At 58.9% G+C, this 16,922-nt stretch carries 16 protein-coding genes; 7 read left to right on the top strand and 9 right to left on the bottom strand.

Translation table 11 applies throughout. From position 1 onward, the window contains the following. Positions 1 to 7: 7 nt before the first annotated feature. Positions 8 to 439, top strand: coding sequence for a hypothetical protein (locus AC2FFA_RS03860; protein ID WP_496850060.1), 432 nt, complete (start codon positions 8 to 10; stop codon positions 437 to 439). A gap of 39 nt (positions 440 to 478) precedes the next feature. Here AC2FFA_RS03860 and AC2FFA_RS03855 read toward each other — a convergent pair whose 3' ends face one another. From AC2FFA_RS03855 to AC2FFA_RS03840, 4 genes are all read right to left on the bottom strand, one after another. Beyond that, positions 479 to 1,045, bottom strand: coding sequence for a sarcosine oxidase subunit gamma (locus AC2FFA_RS03855; protein ID WP_117868553.1), 567 nt, complete (start codon positions 1,043 to 1,045; stop codon positions 479 to 481). Beyond that, complete coding sequence (locus AC2FFA_RS03850; RefSeq protein WP_496850058.1) at positions 1,038 to 4,052, bottom strand: sarcosine oxidase subunit alpha family protein; 3,015 nt, start codon at positions 4,050 to 4,052, stop codon at positions 1,038 to 1,040. Before AC2FFA_RS03850 ends, AC2FFA_RS03855 begins: the two co-directional genes overlap by 8 nt. A 67-nt stretch (positions 4,053 to 4,119) precedes the next feature. Then, positions 4,120 to 4,449, bottom strand: a complete 330-nt coding sequence (locus AC2FFA_RS03845; protein WP_117868552.1) for a sarcosine oxidase subunit delta — start codon at positions 4,447 to 4,449, stop codon at positions 4,120 to 4,122. Positions 4,450 to 4,524: 75 nt separating this feature from the next. Continuing rightward, positions 4,525 to 5,769 carry a sarcosine oxidase subunit beta family protein gene (locus AC2FFA_RS03840; protein ID WP_496850056.1) on the bottom strand — a complete coding sequence of 415 codons (1,245 nt, stop codon included), beginning with the start codon at positions 5,767 to 5,769 and terminating at the stop codon, positions 4,525 to 4,527. A gap of 176 nt (positions 5,770 to 5,945) precedes the next feature. Here AC2FFA_RS03840 and ccmI point away from each other — a divergent pair, with 176 nt between their 5' ends. From ccmI to AC2FFA_RS03825, 3 genes are read left to right on the top strand one after another with little or no spacing between them, the layout of a single operon-like run. Then, positions 5,946 to 7,166: a c-type cytochrome biogenesis protein CcmI gene (ccmI, locus tag AC2FFA_RS03835; RefSeq protein WP_496850054.1), complete on the top strand. Its 1,221-nt coding sequence runs from the start codon at positions 5,946 to 5,948 to the stop codon at positions 7,164 to 7,166. Further along, positions 7,163 to 7,627 carry a Holliday junction resolvase RuvX gene (ruvX, locus tag AC2FFA_RS03830; RefSeq protein ID WP_117868550.1) on the top strand — a complete coding sequence of 155 codons (465 nt, stop codon included), beginning with the start codon at positions 7,163 to 7,165 and terminating at the stop codon, positions 7,625 to 7,627. Before ccmI ends, ruvX begins: the two co-directional genes overlap by 4 nt. A 17-nt stretch (positions 7,628 to 7,644) precedes the next feature. Continuing rightward, entirely contained in the window at positions 7,645 to 7,878 is a 234-nt protein-coding gene (locus tag AC2FFA_RS03825; protein ID WP_117868549.1) for a DUF1289 domain-containing protein, read from the top strand. Positions 7,879 to 8,518: 640 nt separating this feature from the next. Here AC2FFA_RS03825 and AC2FFA_RS03820 read toward each other — a convergent pair. The 5 genes from AC2FFA_RS03820 to AC2FFA_RS03800 all read right to left on the bottom strand — a co-directional run bounded on the left by AC2FFA_RS03820 (position 8,519) and on the right by AC2FFA_RS03800 (position 12,639). Then, positions 8,519 to 9,247, bottom strand: coding sequence for a SpoIIAA family protein (locus tag AC2FFA_RS03820; RefSeq protein WP_117868547.1), 729 nt, complete (start codon positions 9,245 to 9,247; stop codon positions 8,519 to 8,521). A gap of 36 nt (positions 9,248 to 9,283) precedes the next feature. Then, positions 9,284 to 10,066 carry a hypothetical protein gene (locus AC2FFA_RS03815; RefSeq protein WP_496850051.1) on the bottom strand — a complete coding sequence of 261 codons (783 nt, stop codon included), beginning with the start codon at positions 10,064 to 10,066 and terminating at the stop codon, positions 9,284 to 9,286. Beyond that, on the bottom strand, positions 10,063 to 10,887 hold the full coding sequence (locus AC2FFA_RS03810) for a sulfite exporter TauE/SafE family protein (RefSeq protein ID WP_299894303.1): 825 nt from the start codon (positions 10,885 to 10,887) through the stop codon (positions 10,063 to 10,065). The genes AC2FFA_RS03815 and AC2FFA_RS03810 overlap by 4 nt, the downstream gene beginning before the upstream one ends. A 15-nt stretch (positions 10,888 to 10,902) precedes the next feature. Then, on the bottom strand, positions 10,903 to 11,898 hold the full coding sequence (gene dusA / locus AC2FFA_RS03805; protein ID WP_496850049.1) for a tRNA dihydrouridine(20/20a) synthase DusA: 996 nt from the start codon (positions 11,896 to 11,898) through the stop codon (positions 10,903 to 10,905). A 138-nt stretch (positions 11,899 to 12,036) separates the two neighbouring features. Then, positions 12,037 to 12,639: a TetR/AcrR family transcriptional regulator gene (locus tag AC2FFA_RS03800; protein WP_299635928.1), complete on the bottom strand. Its 603-nt coding sequence runs from the start codon at positions 12,637 to 12,639 to the stop codon at positions 12,037 to 12,039. A gap of 141 nt (positions 12,640 to 12,780) precedes the next feature. On the opposite strand from AC2FFA_RS03800, the gene AC2FFA_RS03795 reads away from it, so the two are divergent. From AC2FFA_RS03795 to AC2FFA_RS03785, 3 genes are all read left to right on the top strand, one after another. Next, positions 12,781 to 13,245 (top strand): (2Fe-2S)-binding protein, encoded by a 465-nt coding sequence (locus AC2FFA_RS03795; protein ID WP_117868543.1) that lies wholly within the window; start codon positions 12,781 to 12,783, stop codon positions 13,243 to 13,245. 3 nt (positions 13,246 to 13,248) lie between these two features. Continuing rightward, entirely contained in the window at positions 13,249 to 15,435 is a 2,187-nt protein-coding gene (locus AC2FFA_RS03790) for a xanthine dehydrogenase family protein molybdopterin-binding subunit (protein ID WP_496850047.1), read from the top strand. A 133-nt stretch (positions 15,436 to 15,568) separates the two neighbouring features. Next, positions 15,569 to 16,888, top strand: a complete 1,320-nt coding sequence (locus tag AC2FFA_RS03785) for a glutamine synthetase family protein (protein ID WP_496850045.1) — start codon at positions 15,569 to 15,571, stop codon at positions 16,886 to 16,888. Positions 16,889 to 16,922 lie beyond the last annotated feature (34 nt).

Below are 16,922 nucleotides of genomic sequence, written 5' to 3'. Positions count from 1 at the left end.
TATCACTTTGAGTGTGTACATCAAAAATCACGGCCAACCGGATAAAATGAAAAGACTTTTCCTGATTGTCACCGCCGCAGTGCTTGCACAAACCGCTACGGCAGAAACAGTTACCTATCATTGCAAGATGACCAAGCAAGACGCCCATGGCTGGATTGCGCCAGAGTATGCTTTCCGGATTGACCCCGCCACAGCTTCGGCGATGGCTGCAACGTCGTACCAAGATTGGGCCAAAGCAAAATTCAAAGACCGCGGTGCCAATGGGTATCGTGTTATCTGGAACCTCGATCAAAAAATGGTCGCCGGTGGCAATGCCCGTGTTCGATATCAAGCGAACCTGAAACCATCCGACAACACAGTCGCCGTTCGCATGGCATTTGTTCAGGGAAATTTTGCGAACAAGCCCTTTGGGGTCGGGACCTGCTCCACGGTAAAATGAGAAAATGCCCCGGTAGAACCGGGGCATTCTTCTTTTCTTTCAGTAGATCCCGACCTCACTGCCAGGTTGCGCCGCAACCTTGAGCAGTTTGAAGACGTAATCCGCAGCCGAGCGGAAGCAGACCACCCGGAAGGTCTGTTCATCGTCCATCCAGAAAGCACCTGCCACTTGCGCCAGACGTGAGCGGCGGATTTGGCCAGGCTGGAAAGCATCCGCCGACAGATCGACAGGTGCAACCTTACCCAGAACTTCGCGGGCGCTGGCACCAGAGATACAGAAGACGGCGCGGGCATCCGAGACGTTGACCGCCAAAGCGTGGGTGCCACTCAGGGCACCGACCATGTCGGCCAGTTTGGCGTCGACCTCTGCGTATGGCACCAGCACCAGCAACTCGTCCGTCGACATCCAAGCCACGCCGGTATCGCCCTTGACCAGCGCCTCGCGCTGACCGGGCACTTTCTGGCCGGTCGCATCCTTGACGGCCTTGGCCAGCACCTTGTCGGACAGGTCGCCGCGCAGCGTGATCATACCCTGAAGACCGCATTCCTCGATCTTGGCGATGCCGGAATAGCTTGCGTGGTTTAATGCGCTGATGGGTTCAGACATTCTGCTTCTCCCCGTCCTTGTCATAGAAGATCGGGTCCACGATCTTGGCTTTGTAGGTTTTTCCGTCGGTGCCCGGGAACTCGACGATCTCGCCCATGCAGTCGGGACCGTGTTTGATCAGCCCCATGGCGATACCCTTGTCGAGGTTGGCAGAGTAATATGTCGACGTCACACGGCCGATCATATTGCGCTGACCGTTGGCATTGACGCCCTCGCCCACCGCGTAAGCACCATCCGGCAGAATCGATCCATCCAAAGTCTCGAGACCGACCAGTTTCCAACGCTCGGGATCCGCCATGTGGCTGCGGGAATGGGCACGTTTGCCCAGATAGTCCTCTTTCTTTTTCGAAAGCGCCCAGTGCAGCCCCAAATCCTGCGGGATCACGGTGCCGTCGGTCTCGTCGCCGATCATGATAAAGCCCTTCTCGGCCCGCAGGATGTGCAGGCATTCGGTTCCGTACGGCATGACGCCGAATTCTTTACCTGCCTCCATCAGGGTATCCCAGAACGCCTGACCATGACTTGCGGGCACGGCGATTTCGTACGACAACTCGCCCGAGAACGAAATGCGGTAGGCCCGGCAAACGAAGTCTCCGATCTTGCCATCGCGCCATTCCATGAAGGGCAGCGCCTCTTTGCTGACATCCATGCCGCCCAGCTTCTCCAGCACCTTGCGGGCGTTGGGGCCAACCACGGCGACCTGCGCGTATTGCTCGGTCACGTTGGCAACATAGACTTTCCAGTCCCACCATTCCGTCTGAAGCCATTCTTCCATATGACCATGGATGCGCTCGGCTCCGCCGGTAGTCGTGTGGCACAGCCATGTGTCCTCGTCGATTCGGGCGACAACGCCGTCGTCGATCAGAAAGCCGTTTTCCGTACACATCAGACCGTAGCGACACTTGCCGACCTTCAGCGTGGACATCATGTTGGTGTACATCATGTCGAGGAACTTGCCGGCATCCGGGCCTTTGACGATCAGTTTGCCCAACGTCGAGGCATCCAGCAGGCCGAGGTTTTCGCGGGTGTTCTTGACCTCGCGATTGACCGCTTCGTGCACAGACTCACCGGGGCGGACATAGGCATAGGCACGGCGCCAATGGCCAACCGGCTCCCAGTCGGCGCCGTTCCTGTCGTGCCAGTTGTGCATCGGTGTCTGACGGATTGGCTGAAAGACCTCACCCCGTGCCTCACCGCCGATCGCACCCATCGATATAGGCGTATAGGGCGGGCGGAAGGTCGTTGTGCCAACCTTGGGGATTTCGGATTCCAGCGCATCAGCAAGGATTGCCAATCCGTTGATGTTGCTCAATTTACCCTGATCAGTTGCCATACCCAGCGTAGTGTAGCGCTTGGTGTGTTCGACGCTTTCATACCCTTCGCGCGCAGCCAGTTGGACGTCTGAAACTTTGACGTCGTTCTGGAAGTCCAGCCAGGACTTCATGCGCAATTGAACTTCTGCATTTGCCGGCATGAGCCAAACCGCTTCCATCGGCGCTTCGACGGTTGTCTCACCTGCGGGCGCCTTGGTGTTCTTGGGTTTGAAGCCAGCCGCCTTGGCAGCGGCCTTACCGGCGACATGCGCGTCTGTCAGTACATCTTGCAACGCCAGAGGACCGTTGGACGCGCCAGCAGCAACAACGAACCCCTTGCCGTCGGCCCCCAGCGGTGGACGCTCAGGATCTGGCCGGAAATGCGCGTTCGCGTCGTCCCAGATCAGCTTGCCTCCGCAATGGGACCACATGTGCACGACCGGAGACCAGCCACCAGACATGGCGACCGCATCCGCCTCAACCTCTTCACGCGCGCCGCCGACACCTTCCTGATTGCAGATGGCAACCTTTTTGACGCGCTTGCCGCCTTTGACTTTGGCAATGGCCTTGCCCGGATCGACGCGGATACCCAACTGGCGGGCTTCTTCCGCCAAAGGTCCAGCCGTTGCCCGTACGTCAACAATACGCAAAACATCCACACCTGCCTGTTTCAGGATAATCGCGGTGCGGTAAGCGTCATCATTGTTGGTGGCGACGATGACACGATCCCCCGGAGTCACCCCCCAGTTCACGACATAATCGCGCATGGCCGAAGCCAGCATCACACCCGGAACATCGTTGCCAGCAAAGGACAATGGTCTTTCAATTGCACCTGTTGCCGTCACAATTTGCTTGGCACGAATACGCCACAAGCGGTGGCGCGGGCCCTGCACGCCCGGCGTGTGGTCCGTCAGACGTTCGTATCCCAACACATAACCATGATCGTAAACACCCGCTCCCATGCAGCGTATGCGCATAATAACGTTGTCCATTGTTTCGAGTTCGGAAACCAATTGTTCCACGAACTTATCCACAGGCTCACCATTGACGGTGCCTCCGTCAACCGGGGCGCGACCGCCCCAATGCGCGGTCTGCTCGATCAGCAGAACCTTCGCACCGGATTGTGCCGCCGCCTTGGCCGCCTGCAAACCAGCCACACCACCACCAATCACCAAAACATCTGTAAAGGCGTAGAAGTGCTCATAAGTGTCGGCATCCCGGTTGTCCTTGTCGGGCGCCTTGCCCAATCCCGCCGACTGCCGGATGAAAGGTTCGTAGACGTGTTTCCAGAAGGGCTTGGGGTGGATGAAGGTCTTGTAGTAGAATCCGGCCGGCAGGAACCTGGCAAACGCCGTGTTAACCGCGCCGATATCATGTTCAAGGCTTGGCCAATGGTTCTGTGAAATTGCGGTCAAGCCGTTGAACAACTCGGTCGTCGTGGCGCGCTGGTTCGGCTCGAACCGGTTGCCCTGTCCCAGACCGACAAGGGCGTTCGGCTCTTCCGCGCCGCTGGCGACAACTCCGCGGGGGCGGTGGTACTTGAACGACCGGCCCATCATCATCTGATCGTTGGCCAGCAGCGCTGAGGCGAGCGTATCGCCTTCGTAGCCCTGCATAGAAGTGCCGTTAAAGGTAAATGTAACTTTCTTCGACCGGTCAATCAGCCGGCCTTGTTTTGCGAGACGGGTGCTCATGTCGCTGACCTTTCGCATGTGGAGGCGTCAAAGCCTCCGGCGGGAGTATTTTTGAAAAGATGAAGCATCAGGAGAACTCTCTCCACGTCCAGCCGGGCCGTTTAGCGGTGATGGCATCCTTGATGTCTTGCGGCGGCTCGGTGACCTGCGCGGAATAGGTGCCGAACACTTCGAGTGTCTGCGTGCAGCGAGCGGCGTGGAACCACTTGCCGCAGCCATTGGCGTGCCGCCAGCGTTCAAAGTGAACACCCTTCGGGTTTTCACGCATGAACAGGTAGTCGTGGAACTCGTCTTCGGACGAGCCCGGGCCGAAACGCTTCAGATGCGCCTCACCACCAGCGGCCAGTTCGGTTTCTTCGGCGTCTACGCCGCAATAGGGGCAATTCAGGATTAGCATGTTGTCATCCTTTTGGCGGTCGGTCGGCGCGGGGGCCGACCTGAATTCTGTTTTCTGGCACCTTGGGGACCCCCCTTAGTGTGCCACCCCGGCGGCGACGCTTTCGTCAATGAAGCGGCCCTCTTTGAAGCGGTCCAGCGAGAAGGCTTCGGTCAGCGGTGAATGTCCCGTGGCCATCAACTGCGCCATCCCCCAGCCCGATCCCGGAATTGCCTTGAAGCCACCGGTGCCCCAGCCGCCATTGATAAAGCAGCCCTGCAAAGACGTTTTCGACAGGATAGGCGAGCGGTCACCGGTCATGTCCACGATCCCGCCCCACTGACGCAGCATCTTCAGGCGCGAAATCATTGGGAAGGTTTCGACAAGCGCCCGCACCGTTTCCTCAATATGATGGAAAGACCCGCGCTGCGTGAAGTTGTTGAACCCGTCGGTTCCCCCGCCGATCACCATCTCGCCCTTGTCGGACTGAGACATGTAGCCGTGCACAGTGTTGGCCATCACAACCACATCCATGCAGGGTTTGATGGGCTCCGATACCAGCGCCTGCAACGCAACGGCTTCCAGCGGCAGACGGAAGCCCGCCATCTCGGCCAACTGACCCGAATGGCCCGCGACGACGATGCCCAGCTTGTCACAATCGATGGCACCCTTGGTGGTGTCGATCCCGACGACGCGACCTTTATCCGAGCGTATACCGGTGACTTCGCATTGCTGGATGATATCCATACCCATCGCCGAACAGGCACGCGCATAGCCCCACGCCACCGCATCATGGCGCGCAGTGCCCCCGCGTTCCTGCCAAAGGCCGCCCAGAACCGGATACCGGGGGCCGTCCAGGTTGATGATAGGCACCAGTTGCTTGACGCGTTCGGGACCGATCCATTCAGTCTTTACGCCTTGCAGGGCGTTGGCATGGGCCGTTCGCTGATAGCCGCGGATCTCGTGCTGGGTCTGCGCCAACATGATGACACCGCGCGGGCTGAACATGATGTTGTAGTTCAGCTCCTGGCTCAGGTCCTCGTAGAGGCTGCGCGCTTTCTCGTAGATTGCAGCAGACGGGTCTTGCAGGTAGTTCGAGCGGATGATCGTCGTGTTGCGGCCGGTGTTGCCACCGCCCAGCCAGCCTTTTTCGATAACCGCGACATTCTGAATACCGTAGTTCTTACCAAGGTAATACGCTGTCGCCAGACCATGACCGCCAGCACCAACGATGATGACGTCATAACGCTTCTTGGGTTCGGGTGAGCGCCAAGCGCGCTCCCATCCGGTGTGATAGCGCAGAGCTTCCCGCGCCACAGCAAAGGCTGAATAGTGTTTCATGTGCGAATCCATCCGGTTCGGTGATTGGGCGCAGATATGCCGTGTGAGTGCATTTTAGCCCTGCCGTGCAACGCCGCAATATAGCACTATTGCGACATGTCGCTCATTCGCGGCCATTTGTCCCTTTTGTCGGACGCTTCACAGGTCTAAGTCAGGGCAGCATCCTCGGAGGGACCATGACGTTCTGGGTTCTGATTTTTCTTGTCGCGCTGCTGATCGCAGCTTTTCTCAGCTTTACTCTGCTGCGCAAACGCCGTGGGGATGAACCCGCTGCGGCTTACGATCTGCGGGTTTATCGCGAACAGTTGGCCGGTGTGGACCGGGATCTGGCGCGCGGGGTCATTGGCAAGGCCGACGCTGAACGGGTCCGCACGGAAATTTCCCGCCGTATTCTGGCCGCAGACGATCAGATGAAAAAAGAGGGCGCCGGCGCCGGGCCTTCTCGTACCGTTTCAGCGTTGTCGATCTTGGCAATCTCGCTGCTTCTGATCGGTGGCGCATTGGCGATGTATCATCGCACCGGGGCCGTCGGATTACCCGATATGCCTCTGACCGCACGGCTTGAATTGGCCAAAGAAGTGCGCGTCAACCGGCCATCCCAAAGCGCCGCGGAAGAGCTGGCGACCCCGCCCCAACCTGCGCAGCTGGACGAAAGCTATGCGAACCTGCTGAAGCAGTTGCGTGAAACGGTTGCGAACCGGCCAGACGATTTGCAGGGTCAGATGCTGCTGGCGCAGCACGAGACGAATGCAGGCAACTTCAAGGATGGGTACACCGCGCAGCAAAGGGTGATCGAACTGTCCGGCGACACTGCCACGGCCGACACTTACGCGGATTTGGCTGAAATGATGATTCTGGCGGCGGGTGGTTACGTCTCACCCGAAGCGGAACAGGCCCTGATCGAAGCGCTGAACCGTGATCCTCGTCACGGCCCGGCACGCTATTATTGGGGGCAGATGCTGGCCCAGATCGGGCGGCCGGACCTCGCCTATCGTATGTGGGTTGAAACGTTGCAGGATGCCCCCGCAGGTGCACCATGGGCCGGAGCGATACGGGCTCAGATCGACGAACTGGCATTTCGGGCCGGTGTATTCAATGCACCGGATCTGAGCACGGCACCCGGCCCCAGTCAGGAAGACATGGCCGCCGCCGCAGAGCTGAGCCCCGAAGAACGGCAGCAGATGATTCAGGGTATGGTGGACCAGTTGTCTGATCGTCTGGCGACAGAAGGCGGGTCCCCCGAGGAATGGGCCCGTCTGATCGCTGCCTTGGGCGTTCTAGGCCAGGGCCAGCGTGCCATCGATATACGGGATGAGGCCATGGAAGTGTTTGCAGGCAACTCAGAGGCGTTGCAGATCATCGATGCGGCGGCCCTTCAAGCCGGGATCGCTCAATGATCCATGACGCTATCGAAGAATTTGCAGCAGCGCTGCAACCTATGAGTGCCCTTATGGGGCTGGACCTTGGGGAAAAGACAATCGGCGTCGCGGTGTCCGACCGGATGCGCGGCGTCGCCAGCCCGCTGGAAACGGTACGGCGCAAGAAATTCACGCTCGATTCCGCCCGCCTGATCGAAATTGTGACCGATCGCGAGATCGGGGGCATCTTGCTGGGGTTGCCCAAGAACATGGATGGCAGCGAAGGGCCAAGATGCCAGTCAACGCGGGCATTTGCCCGCAATTTGTCCCGCCTGACCGATTTGCCCATCGGATTTTGGGACGAACGGCTCAGCACAGTTGCGGCAGAAAAAGCACTGCTTGAGGCGGATACGACACGAAAACGTCGCGGACAGGTTATTGATCACGTTGCAGCCGGCTATATCTTGCAAGGGGCGCTGGACAGGCTGCGCTTTTTGTAACGGGTCGGAGACCAGTGATGACGAATATGGTTTGGAAAAGGAATGAGGTCGAAAGCCCTTGTGTCCAGATCTGTGTCGTTCACCCCACGGAACGTATCTGTACCGGCTGTTATCGCACGATTGATGAAATCACCCGCTGGTCCAAGATGGACAGCAGCGAACGCGCCGAAATCATGGAAAACCTGCCAACCAGAAAGCCGCGCCTCAGCAAACGCCGTGGCGGGCGTGCAGCGCGCATAAACGGCTCCTGAAGTCAGCCAGTCTGCTTTGGGGACGTATCCCTGTGGTCATTGGATTTGTCGTGGGCCGGCCTGTTCGTGTCTTGCCCGCGCAGCTCTGTCTCGAACAGAGCTACAATTTCGGATCTACTCGTTTTTGCAGTCTCGGATTCTTCTCGTGCACGTTGGACATGTTTCTTGCAGGTCTTGACCACCTCGAATGAAGGCGTCTTTCGTGCAGTAAATCTTTCCATCAACAACTTAAATGTCATCGCAAACTTCCCGCTTCCAATAACTGTGCCGCCGCGGGCCGAGGTCGAGCTCCAAGAGGGGCCAGCTCATGAACGCATCTGTTCAACGTGAGTGGAGGCCCGCAGCGACACGGCGTAGGTAAGGGCACTTCCGGTCAATATTAGGGGGAAAACACACGGTTTTTGGTCTGGTTTGACGTTAACGTCAGATATTCCACGAAAAAACCCACCAGTTCCCTTACGTCACAACTTTTGTCCGGAACGGTGTCAAGACCTGTGGAAAGCGTGGAACGGCGGAAAAAGCCAATCAGATTTGGTCTCCTCGCGCTCAACGGCGCTTTGCCCTGACCTGCGGACACAACACAGGGGCCGCCTGCTGGCAGTTGAATCAGTCAAAACACGTGAGGGTATATCGAAGTTCCTTATCCGGCGGCCAACCAGGTTTTGGCATTTTCGATATCCTCGGACGGAAAGAACTGAGTCCGTGTGCCCAACACATGACTGGCTACGCGTTGCGCCATGTGCTGCCAGCTTTTGTCCCCAACGATGGCTGCGCGGTCCAGTTGCCCGATATGTCGGCTGGCCAGACGAAAATGCGCTGCAAGAGCCGACAACCCCTGCCAGCCATCAAATTCCCTTAGGTCAATCAACAAGCGAAACCCGGATCGATCATGCAACAAAGCGTTCAGGTCGCGCTCTGCCTGCTTGTATTCCTCCGGGTCCAGCTTTCCCAAAAGGCTGATCTGCACGCATGGGCCCTCCAGATCCGTCACGTGAATGGATCCCAGCGACTCGCGCATCCAGCGGCGCGCGGCCTCAAGCTCGGCCAATTCGAATACCTGAACGGGACACGGCAGGATCGGGGCCGCCAGTCGGATGCTGGTTTGCACCCAGCCCTGATCGGCAACAACCGCAATCCGGTCGAACCCCCGCCAGTGACTGAGCCCCAGCTTGGTGTCAGACCATGCCGCACCCAAATCATACCCCTTGAACTCCGGCTGCACGATGGCCAAAAGCCGAACCGAGTCGTGTTCGGTCAGCGCTGCTTCGATCGCAGGAACCAAGACATCCGCGTAGTCGGCGCTGGTGACTTGCCCCGACAACTCGACTTCTATCAAAGCACCATCAGAATTCGTATGGACCGTAATCATCGGTCAAAACCTCCAAAGCCAAACAATGACAGGAGGTTAAGGGGATTCGATCCATTCGGCTACACCCCCGACACATTCCGGGCGGAAATAGGCGATCATCCGTCCATCCGGCCCTGCGTTTGCCGTGTCTGCCCAAGAGGCAACCCCGTGCAGACAGTGGCGGTGCAGCACGTAAGCCTCGCCCGGTTTGGCTGGCAATTCGATTCGCGGACAGGTTTCGAACACCTCGCGACGGGCGGATTGGTAGATATCCGTAATATCGACTTCATGCAGGCGCTCTTGTGGCTTCCCCGCAAGAGCGCGCCTGAACGCCGTACCCAGGATATGATGGCTGCCTTCCCACAACACCATGGGCGACGCATTCCGGCTGGCCTTGGTCAGCGGTATACCCAAAATCCAGGCATGCGGCTCATCCACGCGGCGGCGACGATCCGGCCCCATCGGGCGCAGGCCGTCCACATGGGCCGCGTCCCGGTTTTTGCGATACCGCGCGGCGGCCTCGTTTTCCCCCCGACGCGGACGTGGATATCCCGGATACATGACCGAGACTTGCCCCTTGTGAAGCGGCAATTCCCCAAAACGCTCTGCAATGAATGACATGGCGGTTCCGGCCAGAGGCCCCGATCGGCCTACCCTGCCCTGCGCGTCATTGGGCAACGCGTCGACACCAATGAACCACGTCCCTTCGCAGTCAAGCCAGTCAGCATGGGACGGATCCGTTATCGAGGCCCGTGCGGCGGGCAGCGCATGACCCACCCAAGCTGCAAGCACCCGATCATATGGAAATTTCACCCAGCCCTTGACGCGGAAGTCGGTCACAAACCTATTGCCTTGCGAAGCATATTGAGCGCCACCAGTGTAAGGAACACAGCGAATACGCGCTTCAAAGGTTTCGGGTCCATCGCATGGGCCAGCTTCACCCCCCAAGGCGCGGTGATCATCGTCATTGCCACGACAATACCGAAAGCCACAAGATTGACCGCCCCAATGGTCAGCGGTGGCCGATGTTCCGGTGCAATATCCAGGAACAAAAACCCGATGACCGAGGGCACGGCAATGATCACACCAAATCCGGCCGCGGTTGCCACGGCACGGTGGATCGGCGTGTTGTAAAGACTCATCAGCGGCACACCAAAACTACCACCGCCTATCCCCATCAGAACGGAAAGAAACCCGACCGCGGGAGACAGAATGGCCCGCGTTATTCCGCCGGGCATGACATCCCCTAGCCGCCAGTCCGAACGTCCCAGCCCAAGGTAAGCTCCGATCACCATTCCCAGTATGCCGAACAGCGCTTGCAAGGCCTCGGTGCGCAGAGCCGAAGCAACCAGAACCCCGATGATCGCCCCGACGACGATACCCGGCCCCCAACCGCGCAGGATATCCCAATCCACCGCACCCTTCTTATTGTGCGCAAGAACGGATCGGACCGATGTCACGATTATCGTTGCCAGCGACGTGGCCAGACACAGTTGCATCAACTGCGGACCGCCATATCCCAGAGTTTGAAACGCGTAGAAAAAGGCGGGCACCAAAACAATTCCACCGCCAACCCCCAGCAATCCGGCAAGTACGCCGGCCAGCGCTCCGATCACAAGCAAAAGGCCCAGCATCTGGGCCAGCAACATCGTCTCGGGCATCGTTCCCCCTGCCGCTTAAACTTCTGCCATGGGCACCACATGATCCAGCGCCCGCAGCATCACTTCGGGTCCGGCCCCATCCCGCACAGCCCCTTCCGACAAGGCGCGCCGCCATGCGCGGGCTCCGGGACGACCTGCGAAAAGGCCCAACATATGACGCGTGATCTGGTGCAAACGCCCGCCGCCCGCAAGATGCCGTTCCACATAAGGCACCATGTGTTGAACGATCGCGAACGGATCACGCGTTGTTCCGGTACCAAAGATGCGTAGGTCAGCATCCGACAGGACATCGCCCGGCTGATGGTACGCGGCTCGGCCGATCATCACCCCATCCAGACCGGCTTCCAGATGTGCGGCTGCCTCGTCCAGCGTGTTGATGCCGCCATTGATCGATATGTGAAGATCCGAAAACTCATCCTTCATCCGATGCACAAGGTCATAGTTCAAAGGTGGGATATCCCGGTTTTCCTTGGGGCTCAGCCCTTGCAGCCACGCCTTGCGGGCATGGATTGTCACCCTTTGGCAACCTGCCGCGCTGATGTGCTCAAGAAACGCGGGCAATACCTCTTCCGGCTCCTGGTCATCCACGCCGATGCGGCATTTAACGGTGACATCCACGTTCACCGCTTCGCGCATGGCAGTTACACAGTCGGCAACGCGGGCTGGGTCTTTCATCAAAACCGCACCGAAAGTGCCGGATTGAACCCGGTCCGACGGGCAGCCGCAGTTCAGATTGATCTCATCATACCCGGCCTCAGCCCCCAAACGCGCGGCCTGCGCCAATTCTTCCGGGTCAGAGCCGCCGAGTTGCAAAGCAACCGGGTGTTCTTCAGGAGAATGGTCCAACAGATGCACCGCCCCGCCACGCACGAGCGCCGGTGCCGTTACCATCTCGGTATACAGCAACGTTTCCGCGCTGAGCAGCCGATGAAAATAGCGACAGTGGCGATCTGTCCAATCCATCATCGGCGCCACGCTCACACGCGCTGCCTGTGTTGCCTTGCCTGTCACAGCAACGCCTCCATCCTGCTATGCTCCGAAATCCGATTGCCCGTCAGTGGTCTTGCCCATCCGAATCAAGTCAAAAAGCCCTAACACATTCCTCTGGCGGCGTCCCGACGGCGACCCTGAGGATTCAGCCGTTTCCGATCAGACACCATATCGGCTCATCACCATCTGGACACTGCTTTCGATCGTTTCCGTCATCTCGGGTTCGCTGAGCGCCCCGCCCGTAAACAGCAGCGGCCAGAAGGCGCGTGCCTTGATCAGGCCAATGAATTCGCGCCCGGCCCGTTCCGGGTCATCGATCCGAAGCTGCCCATCCTCTGCCGCATCCTTGAGCATGGCAATGAATGTCGCCGTCTTGTCCAGCTTGCCCTGAGCTTCCGCCGCAAGCGTCGGGTTGCGCAAAGTTTCGCTGATCACCATCCGGGCCATCGCGATAACATCGGGCCGCATCAGAATACGTCCCTCGGCCCAGGCCAGTTCGGTCAGTTGCGTACGAATGTCACGACCTTTTTCATACCGGATTTCCAGCACTTCAGCAAAGCGACTGGACAATTCGACCACGATGGAGCGGAACAGGTTCTCTTTACTTTCAAAGTACTTGTACAACGTACGCTTGGACACTTCGGCCCTTGCTGAAATGCGGTCCATACTGGCCGCGGCAAATCCCTTTTCCTGGAACTCGGCCACGGCAGCTTCGATGATCTGTGCGCGCTTGGACGCATTCTGTGCGCTGCATTCGTTCATGTCAGAGCTATAGACCTGTTGACGCGCCTTGGTCAAACACTAGGTAAACGCAGGAGTTTACAGAGGCAAAACAATATGCCATGAGTAAACCCGCGAGTTTACCAAGTGCGGAAACCAGCACCAACAGGAGACCCCCTCATCATGGCTCTTACATTGAACCTGAACGGCAAAACCCACGAGGTTGATGCCGAACCCGGAACGCCTCTTCTCTGGGTGATCCGAGACGAATTGAAACTGACCGGCACAAAATTCGGCTGCGGCGTTGCGTCCTGCGGGGCCTGCACGGTGCATCTGAACGGTGAACCCGTCCGTTCGTGCCAGACTTTCATTGAAGACGTCGAAGGTGCCGAAGTCACGACCATCGAAGCTGTCGGTGACGACAAGATCGGTGCTGCCATACAACAGGCCTGGGTCGAGCTGGATGTCGTCCAGTGCGGCTACTGCCAGTCGGGTCAGGTGATGTCGGCTGTCGGGCTGTTGTCCGAGAACCCGAAACCGTCGGCTCAGGAGATTGACGAGTACATGTCCGGCAATGCCTGCCGCTGCGCCACCTATCAACGCATCCGCGCCGGTATCCAGCGCGCGTCCGAAATTCTGGAGGCCTGATCCATGACCATCAACACCTCACGCCGTGGTTTTCTGAAAAGTGCCGCCGCTGCCGGTGCCGTCCTGCTGGTCGGCACCCGTCCAGACGGAGCACTGGCCGCGGCCTCGTCCGAGACCGCCCAGCTCAACCCGTTCGTGAAAATCGATGCGGATGGCACCGTGACCGCCATCGTCAAGCACTTTGAAAAAGGTCAGGGCCCAGCGACCGGCCTGCCGACGCTGATTGCCGAAGAAATCGGCCTGACCATGGACCAGATCGAATACGAGTTCGCCCCCTCGGATCCGAACGTCTACAACAATCTGCTGTTTGGTCCATTCCAAGGCACCGGCGGTTCGACCGCGATGGCGAATTCGTGGCTGCAATATCGTCAGGCCGGTGCTACTGCGCGCGAAATGCTGATCAACGCCGCTGCGCAGAGCTGGGGCGTGGATGCATCCGCCATCACCATCGAAGACGGCATCGTCAAGGCGGGCGACAAGTCGGCTCCGATCGCTGAGTTCGTGTCTGCTGCGTCGCAACTGGACGCTCCGGCAGAGCCGCGCCTGAAAGACCCGTCCGAATTCCGCCTGATCGGAAATGAAACGGTGCGCCGCAAGGATTCGGCAATCAAGGGCAACGGGCAGGCGATGTACGCGATGGACGTTCACCTGCCCAACCAGATGGTCGCCATGATCAAACGCCCGGAAGCGAAGGGCGGCATCGCCCTGGGTTTTGATGACAGCGCATCGAAAGAGGTCAAAGGGTATATCAATGCAGCCGTCCTGCCCAATCAGGCCGGTGTCGCGGTTTATGCCGAGAACACCTGGGCTGCGATTCAAGCACGCGATGCGCTTGAGGTCGAGTGGGACATGTCCGGCGCAGAAACCCGTGACTCGGACCAGATCAAGGCCGAGATCATGGCCGCGCTGGAGGCTGAGCCCACGTATAACGTGAACAAGGCAGATTTTGAAGCTGTGGCAGCCGCCATCGACGGTGCGGACAAGGTCGTTGAAAAAACGTTCTACTTCCCACTGCTGGCCCATGCTCCAATGGAGCCACTGAACTGCACGATCGAGCAAACAGCCGATGGTGACATCGTTCTGCATGACGGGGCGCAAATGCCGACAGGGCCACATATGGCCTACCAGCAGATCTTTGGCCTGCCCGCTGAGAAGATCCACATCAAGACCATGCTGGCGGGTGGCTCCTTTGGTCGCCGCGCAACTCCGGATGCGGATTATCAGGTCGAGGCAGCTCTGGCTTTTGTCGTCACTGACCGCTCGCGCCCGGTGAAACTGGTCTGGACGCGCGAAGACGATATCCGCAGCGGGTATTACCGCCCCGCCTTTGGCCACAAGGTCCGGGTTGGCCTGGATGCCGATGGCAAAATCGTCGGATGGCAGCATCAGGTAGCTGGCCAATCAATCATGAAAGGCACGGCCTTCGAGGCCTTCGCGGTGCATGACGGGGTCGACCACAGCTCTATCGAAGGTATCGCAGACAGCCCCTACCAGATTCCGGGAATGGCGCTGGGTTTAACAGATACGCCCAAGGCAACCTCGGTACTATGGTGGCGCTCTGTCGGACACACTCACACGGCCTATACGATGGAAACCATGATGGATCTCGTGGCCCAAGCGGCAAGGCGCGATCCGGTCGAGTTCCGCCTGGCCCATCTGTCCGGCGACGACAACCCGGACCAGCAGCGAAAGGCAGCTGTTTTAAAACTGGCGGCCGAAAAGGCAAACTGGGGCAATGCGCCAGAAGGTCGGTCACAGGGGATCGCTGTTCACAAGTCCTTTGGGTCTTACGCGGCTGAAGTGGTCGAAGTCTCGGGCAATCCGGAAAGTGGCATCAAGATTGAAAAGGTCACCTGTGCCGTGGATTGCGGCATTGCCGTGAACCCGGATGTTGTGCGCGCCCAGATGGAAGGCGGCATCGGCTATGGCATTGGCCACGTGATGCGTGACCAGATCACTCTGACCAGCGGTGCTGTGGATCAATACAACTTCCCGGATTACGAACCGCTGCGTATTGGGGATATTACCGCAATTGACGTACATATCGTGCCATCAGCCGAAGCGCCAACCGGCGTAGGAGAACCCGGCACGCCACCGTCAGCGCCTGCATTGGCCAATGCGATCAATGCCCTGTCAGGTGTGCATGTGGCGCAATTGCCCATGGAAGCGCATGGCGTAAGCTTCACCTAAAAGCACCTCCCCGCGCCGGTCAAAACCGGCGCGGGGAGTTCCATGAACACCAAAGCCAAAATTTGATCAAATTTGATGACAAAGCAGATCCATTGAAGTAAATCACTGGGGAGTTTCACCGACGGAGCCCCCAATGGACCTGAGCGCCCTGCACAATTTCCGCGTTGCCGCATGTGATCTGAATGGTCAGATGCGCGGCAAACGCGTGCCCCCCGTCTATGCGGACAAACTGGAGAAGGGAGCTGTACGAATGCCATTCTCGGCACTGAACGTTGATCTGTGGGGCGCAGACATCGACGGTAGCCCGCTGGTCTTTGAAACCGGCGACGCAGATGGAGTGCTGCGCCCGACCGAACGCGGCCCGGTCCCCGTGCCCTGGCTGGATACGGAAACGGCGCTGGTGCCAATGAGCCTGTATGATGATGACGGCGTACCGTTCCCGGGCGACCCGCGGCATGCTCTTTCCGCCATACTCGACCGCTATGCACAACGCGGCTGGTCCGTTGTTGCCGCGACGGAGTTGGAGTTCACACTGGTTGATGCGTCTGGCGCGCAACCGCAACCGCCAGTGAATCCGATCACCGGGCGGCGCCTTACCGATGAGGCGGTTCTGTCGGTTGCTGAAATGGACGCGTTCGAAGCGTTCTTCACCGAACTGTACGACGGCTGCGCCGAAATGGGCATCCCCGCGCAGACGGCCATCTCGGAAAGCGGCATCGGCCAGTTCGAGATCAACCTGAACCATCAGGACGCCATGCGCTGTGCCGATGATACGTGGCTTTTCAAGGCATTGACGCGTGGATTGGCGCGCAAGCACGGATTTGCGGCAACCTTCATGTCCAAGCCTTATACTGATGACGCCGGCAACGGAATGCATGTGCATTTCTCGGTAGTGGACCAGAACGGGCACAATGTGTTCGACAACAACGGGCCGGAAGGCACTGAGATTTTGCGGTCTGCCGTCGCTGGCTGTGTCGCGGCCATGCCGGGCAGTACGCTGATATTTGCGCCGCACGGGAATTCCTACACACGGCTCATACCAGGGGCACATGCGCCCACGGGGGCCTGCTGGGCCTATGAAAATCGAACCGCAGCTATTCGCATCCCGGGCGGCCCCCCGGCTGCACGGCGCATCGAACACCGCGTCGCCGGCGGGGACATAAACCCGTATCTGATGCTATCCGCGGTTCTGGGCGCCGCACTTGTTGGCATCGAAGACGGTTTGACCCCACCCGCCCCGATCACGGGGAACGCCTATGACATTGCAGACCTGCCTCAGCTGATGCCGGATTGGTCGAGTGCGATTGACAGGTTCGCCTCTGATCCATTGGTGCCGCGTCTGTTCCCCGCAGACCTGATCCGCTATCTGACCATGACCAAGCGGCAAGAGATCACCCGATTTGCGAGCATCCCACCCGAGGATCACTGGCTGAGCTATCTCGAGGCGGTTTGACCCCCTTGCCGCTTAACTCAGTCTCGGTTAGGAT

It is taken from the genome of Ruegeria sp. YTSB088 (assembly GCF_059609825.1).
This window is presented reverse-complemented; position numbering and strand designations above follow the sequence as displayed.

Excerpts from the sequence above, each read along its gene's own strand:
- AC2FFA_RS03855 (WP_117868553.1), bottom strand. The coding sequence starts at position 1,045 with ATGTCTGAACCCATCAGCGCATTAAACCACGCAAGCTATTCCGGCATC.
- AC2FFA_RS03850 (WP_496850058.1), bottom strand. The coding sequence starts at position 4,052 with ATGAGCACCCGTCTCGCAAAACAAGGCCGGCTGATTGACCGGTCGAAG.
- AC2FFA_RS03845 (WP_117868552.1), bottom strand. The coding sequence starts at position 4,449 with ATGCTAATCCTGAATTGCCCCTATTGCGGCGTAGACGCCGAAGAAACC.
- AC2FFA_RS03840 (WP_496850056.1), bottom strand. The coding sequence starts at position 5,769 with ATGAAACACTATTCAGCCTTTGCTGTGGCGCGGGAAGCTCTGCGCTAT.
- ccmI (WP_496850054.1), top strand. The coding sequence starts at position 5,946 with ATGACGTTCTGGGTTCTGATTTTTCTTGTCGCGCTGCTGATCGCAGCT.
- ruvX (WP_117868550.1), top strand. The coding sequence starts at position 7,163 with ATGATCCATGACGCTATCGAAGAATTTGCAGCAGCGCTGCAACCTATG.
- AC2FFA_RS03825 (WP_117868549.1), top strand. The coding sequence starts at position 7,645 with ATGACGAATATGGTTTGGAAAAGGAATGAGGTCGAAAGCCCTTGTGTC.
- AC2FFA_RS03820 (WP_117868547.1), bottom strand. The coding sequence starts at position 9,247 with ATGATTACGGTCCATACGAATTCTGATGGTGCTTTGATAGAAGTCGAG.
- AC2FFA_RS03810 (WP_299894303.1), bottom strand. The coding sequence starts at position 10,887 with ATGCCCGAGACGATGTTGCTGGCCCAGATGCTGGGCCTTTTGCTTGTG.
- AC2FFA_RS03800 (WP_299635928.1), bottom strand. The coding sequence starts at position 12,639 with ATGAACGAATGCAGCGCACAGAATGCGTCCAAGCGCGCACAGATCATC.
- AC2FFA_RS03795 (WP_117868543.1), top strand. The coding sequence starts at position 12,781 with ATGGCTCTTACATTGAACCTGAACGGCAAAACCCACGAGGTTGATGCC.
- AC2FFA_RS03790 (WP_496850047.1), top strand. The coding sequence starts at position 13,249 with ATGACCATCAACACCTCACGCCGTGGTTTTCTGAAAAGTGCCGCCGCT.
- AC2FFA_RS03785 (WP_496850045.1), top strand. The coding sequence starts at position 15,569 with ATGGACCTGAGCGCCCTGCACAATTTCCGCGTTGCCGCATGTGATCTG.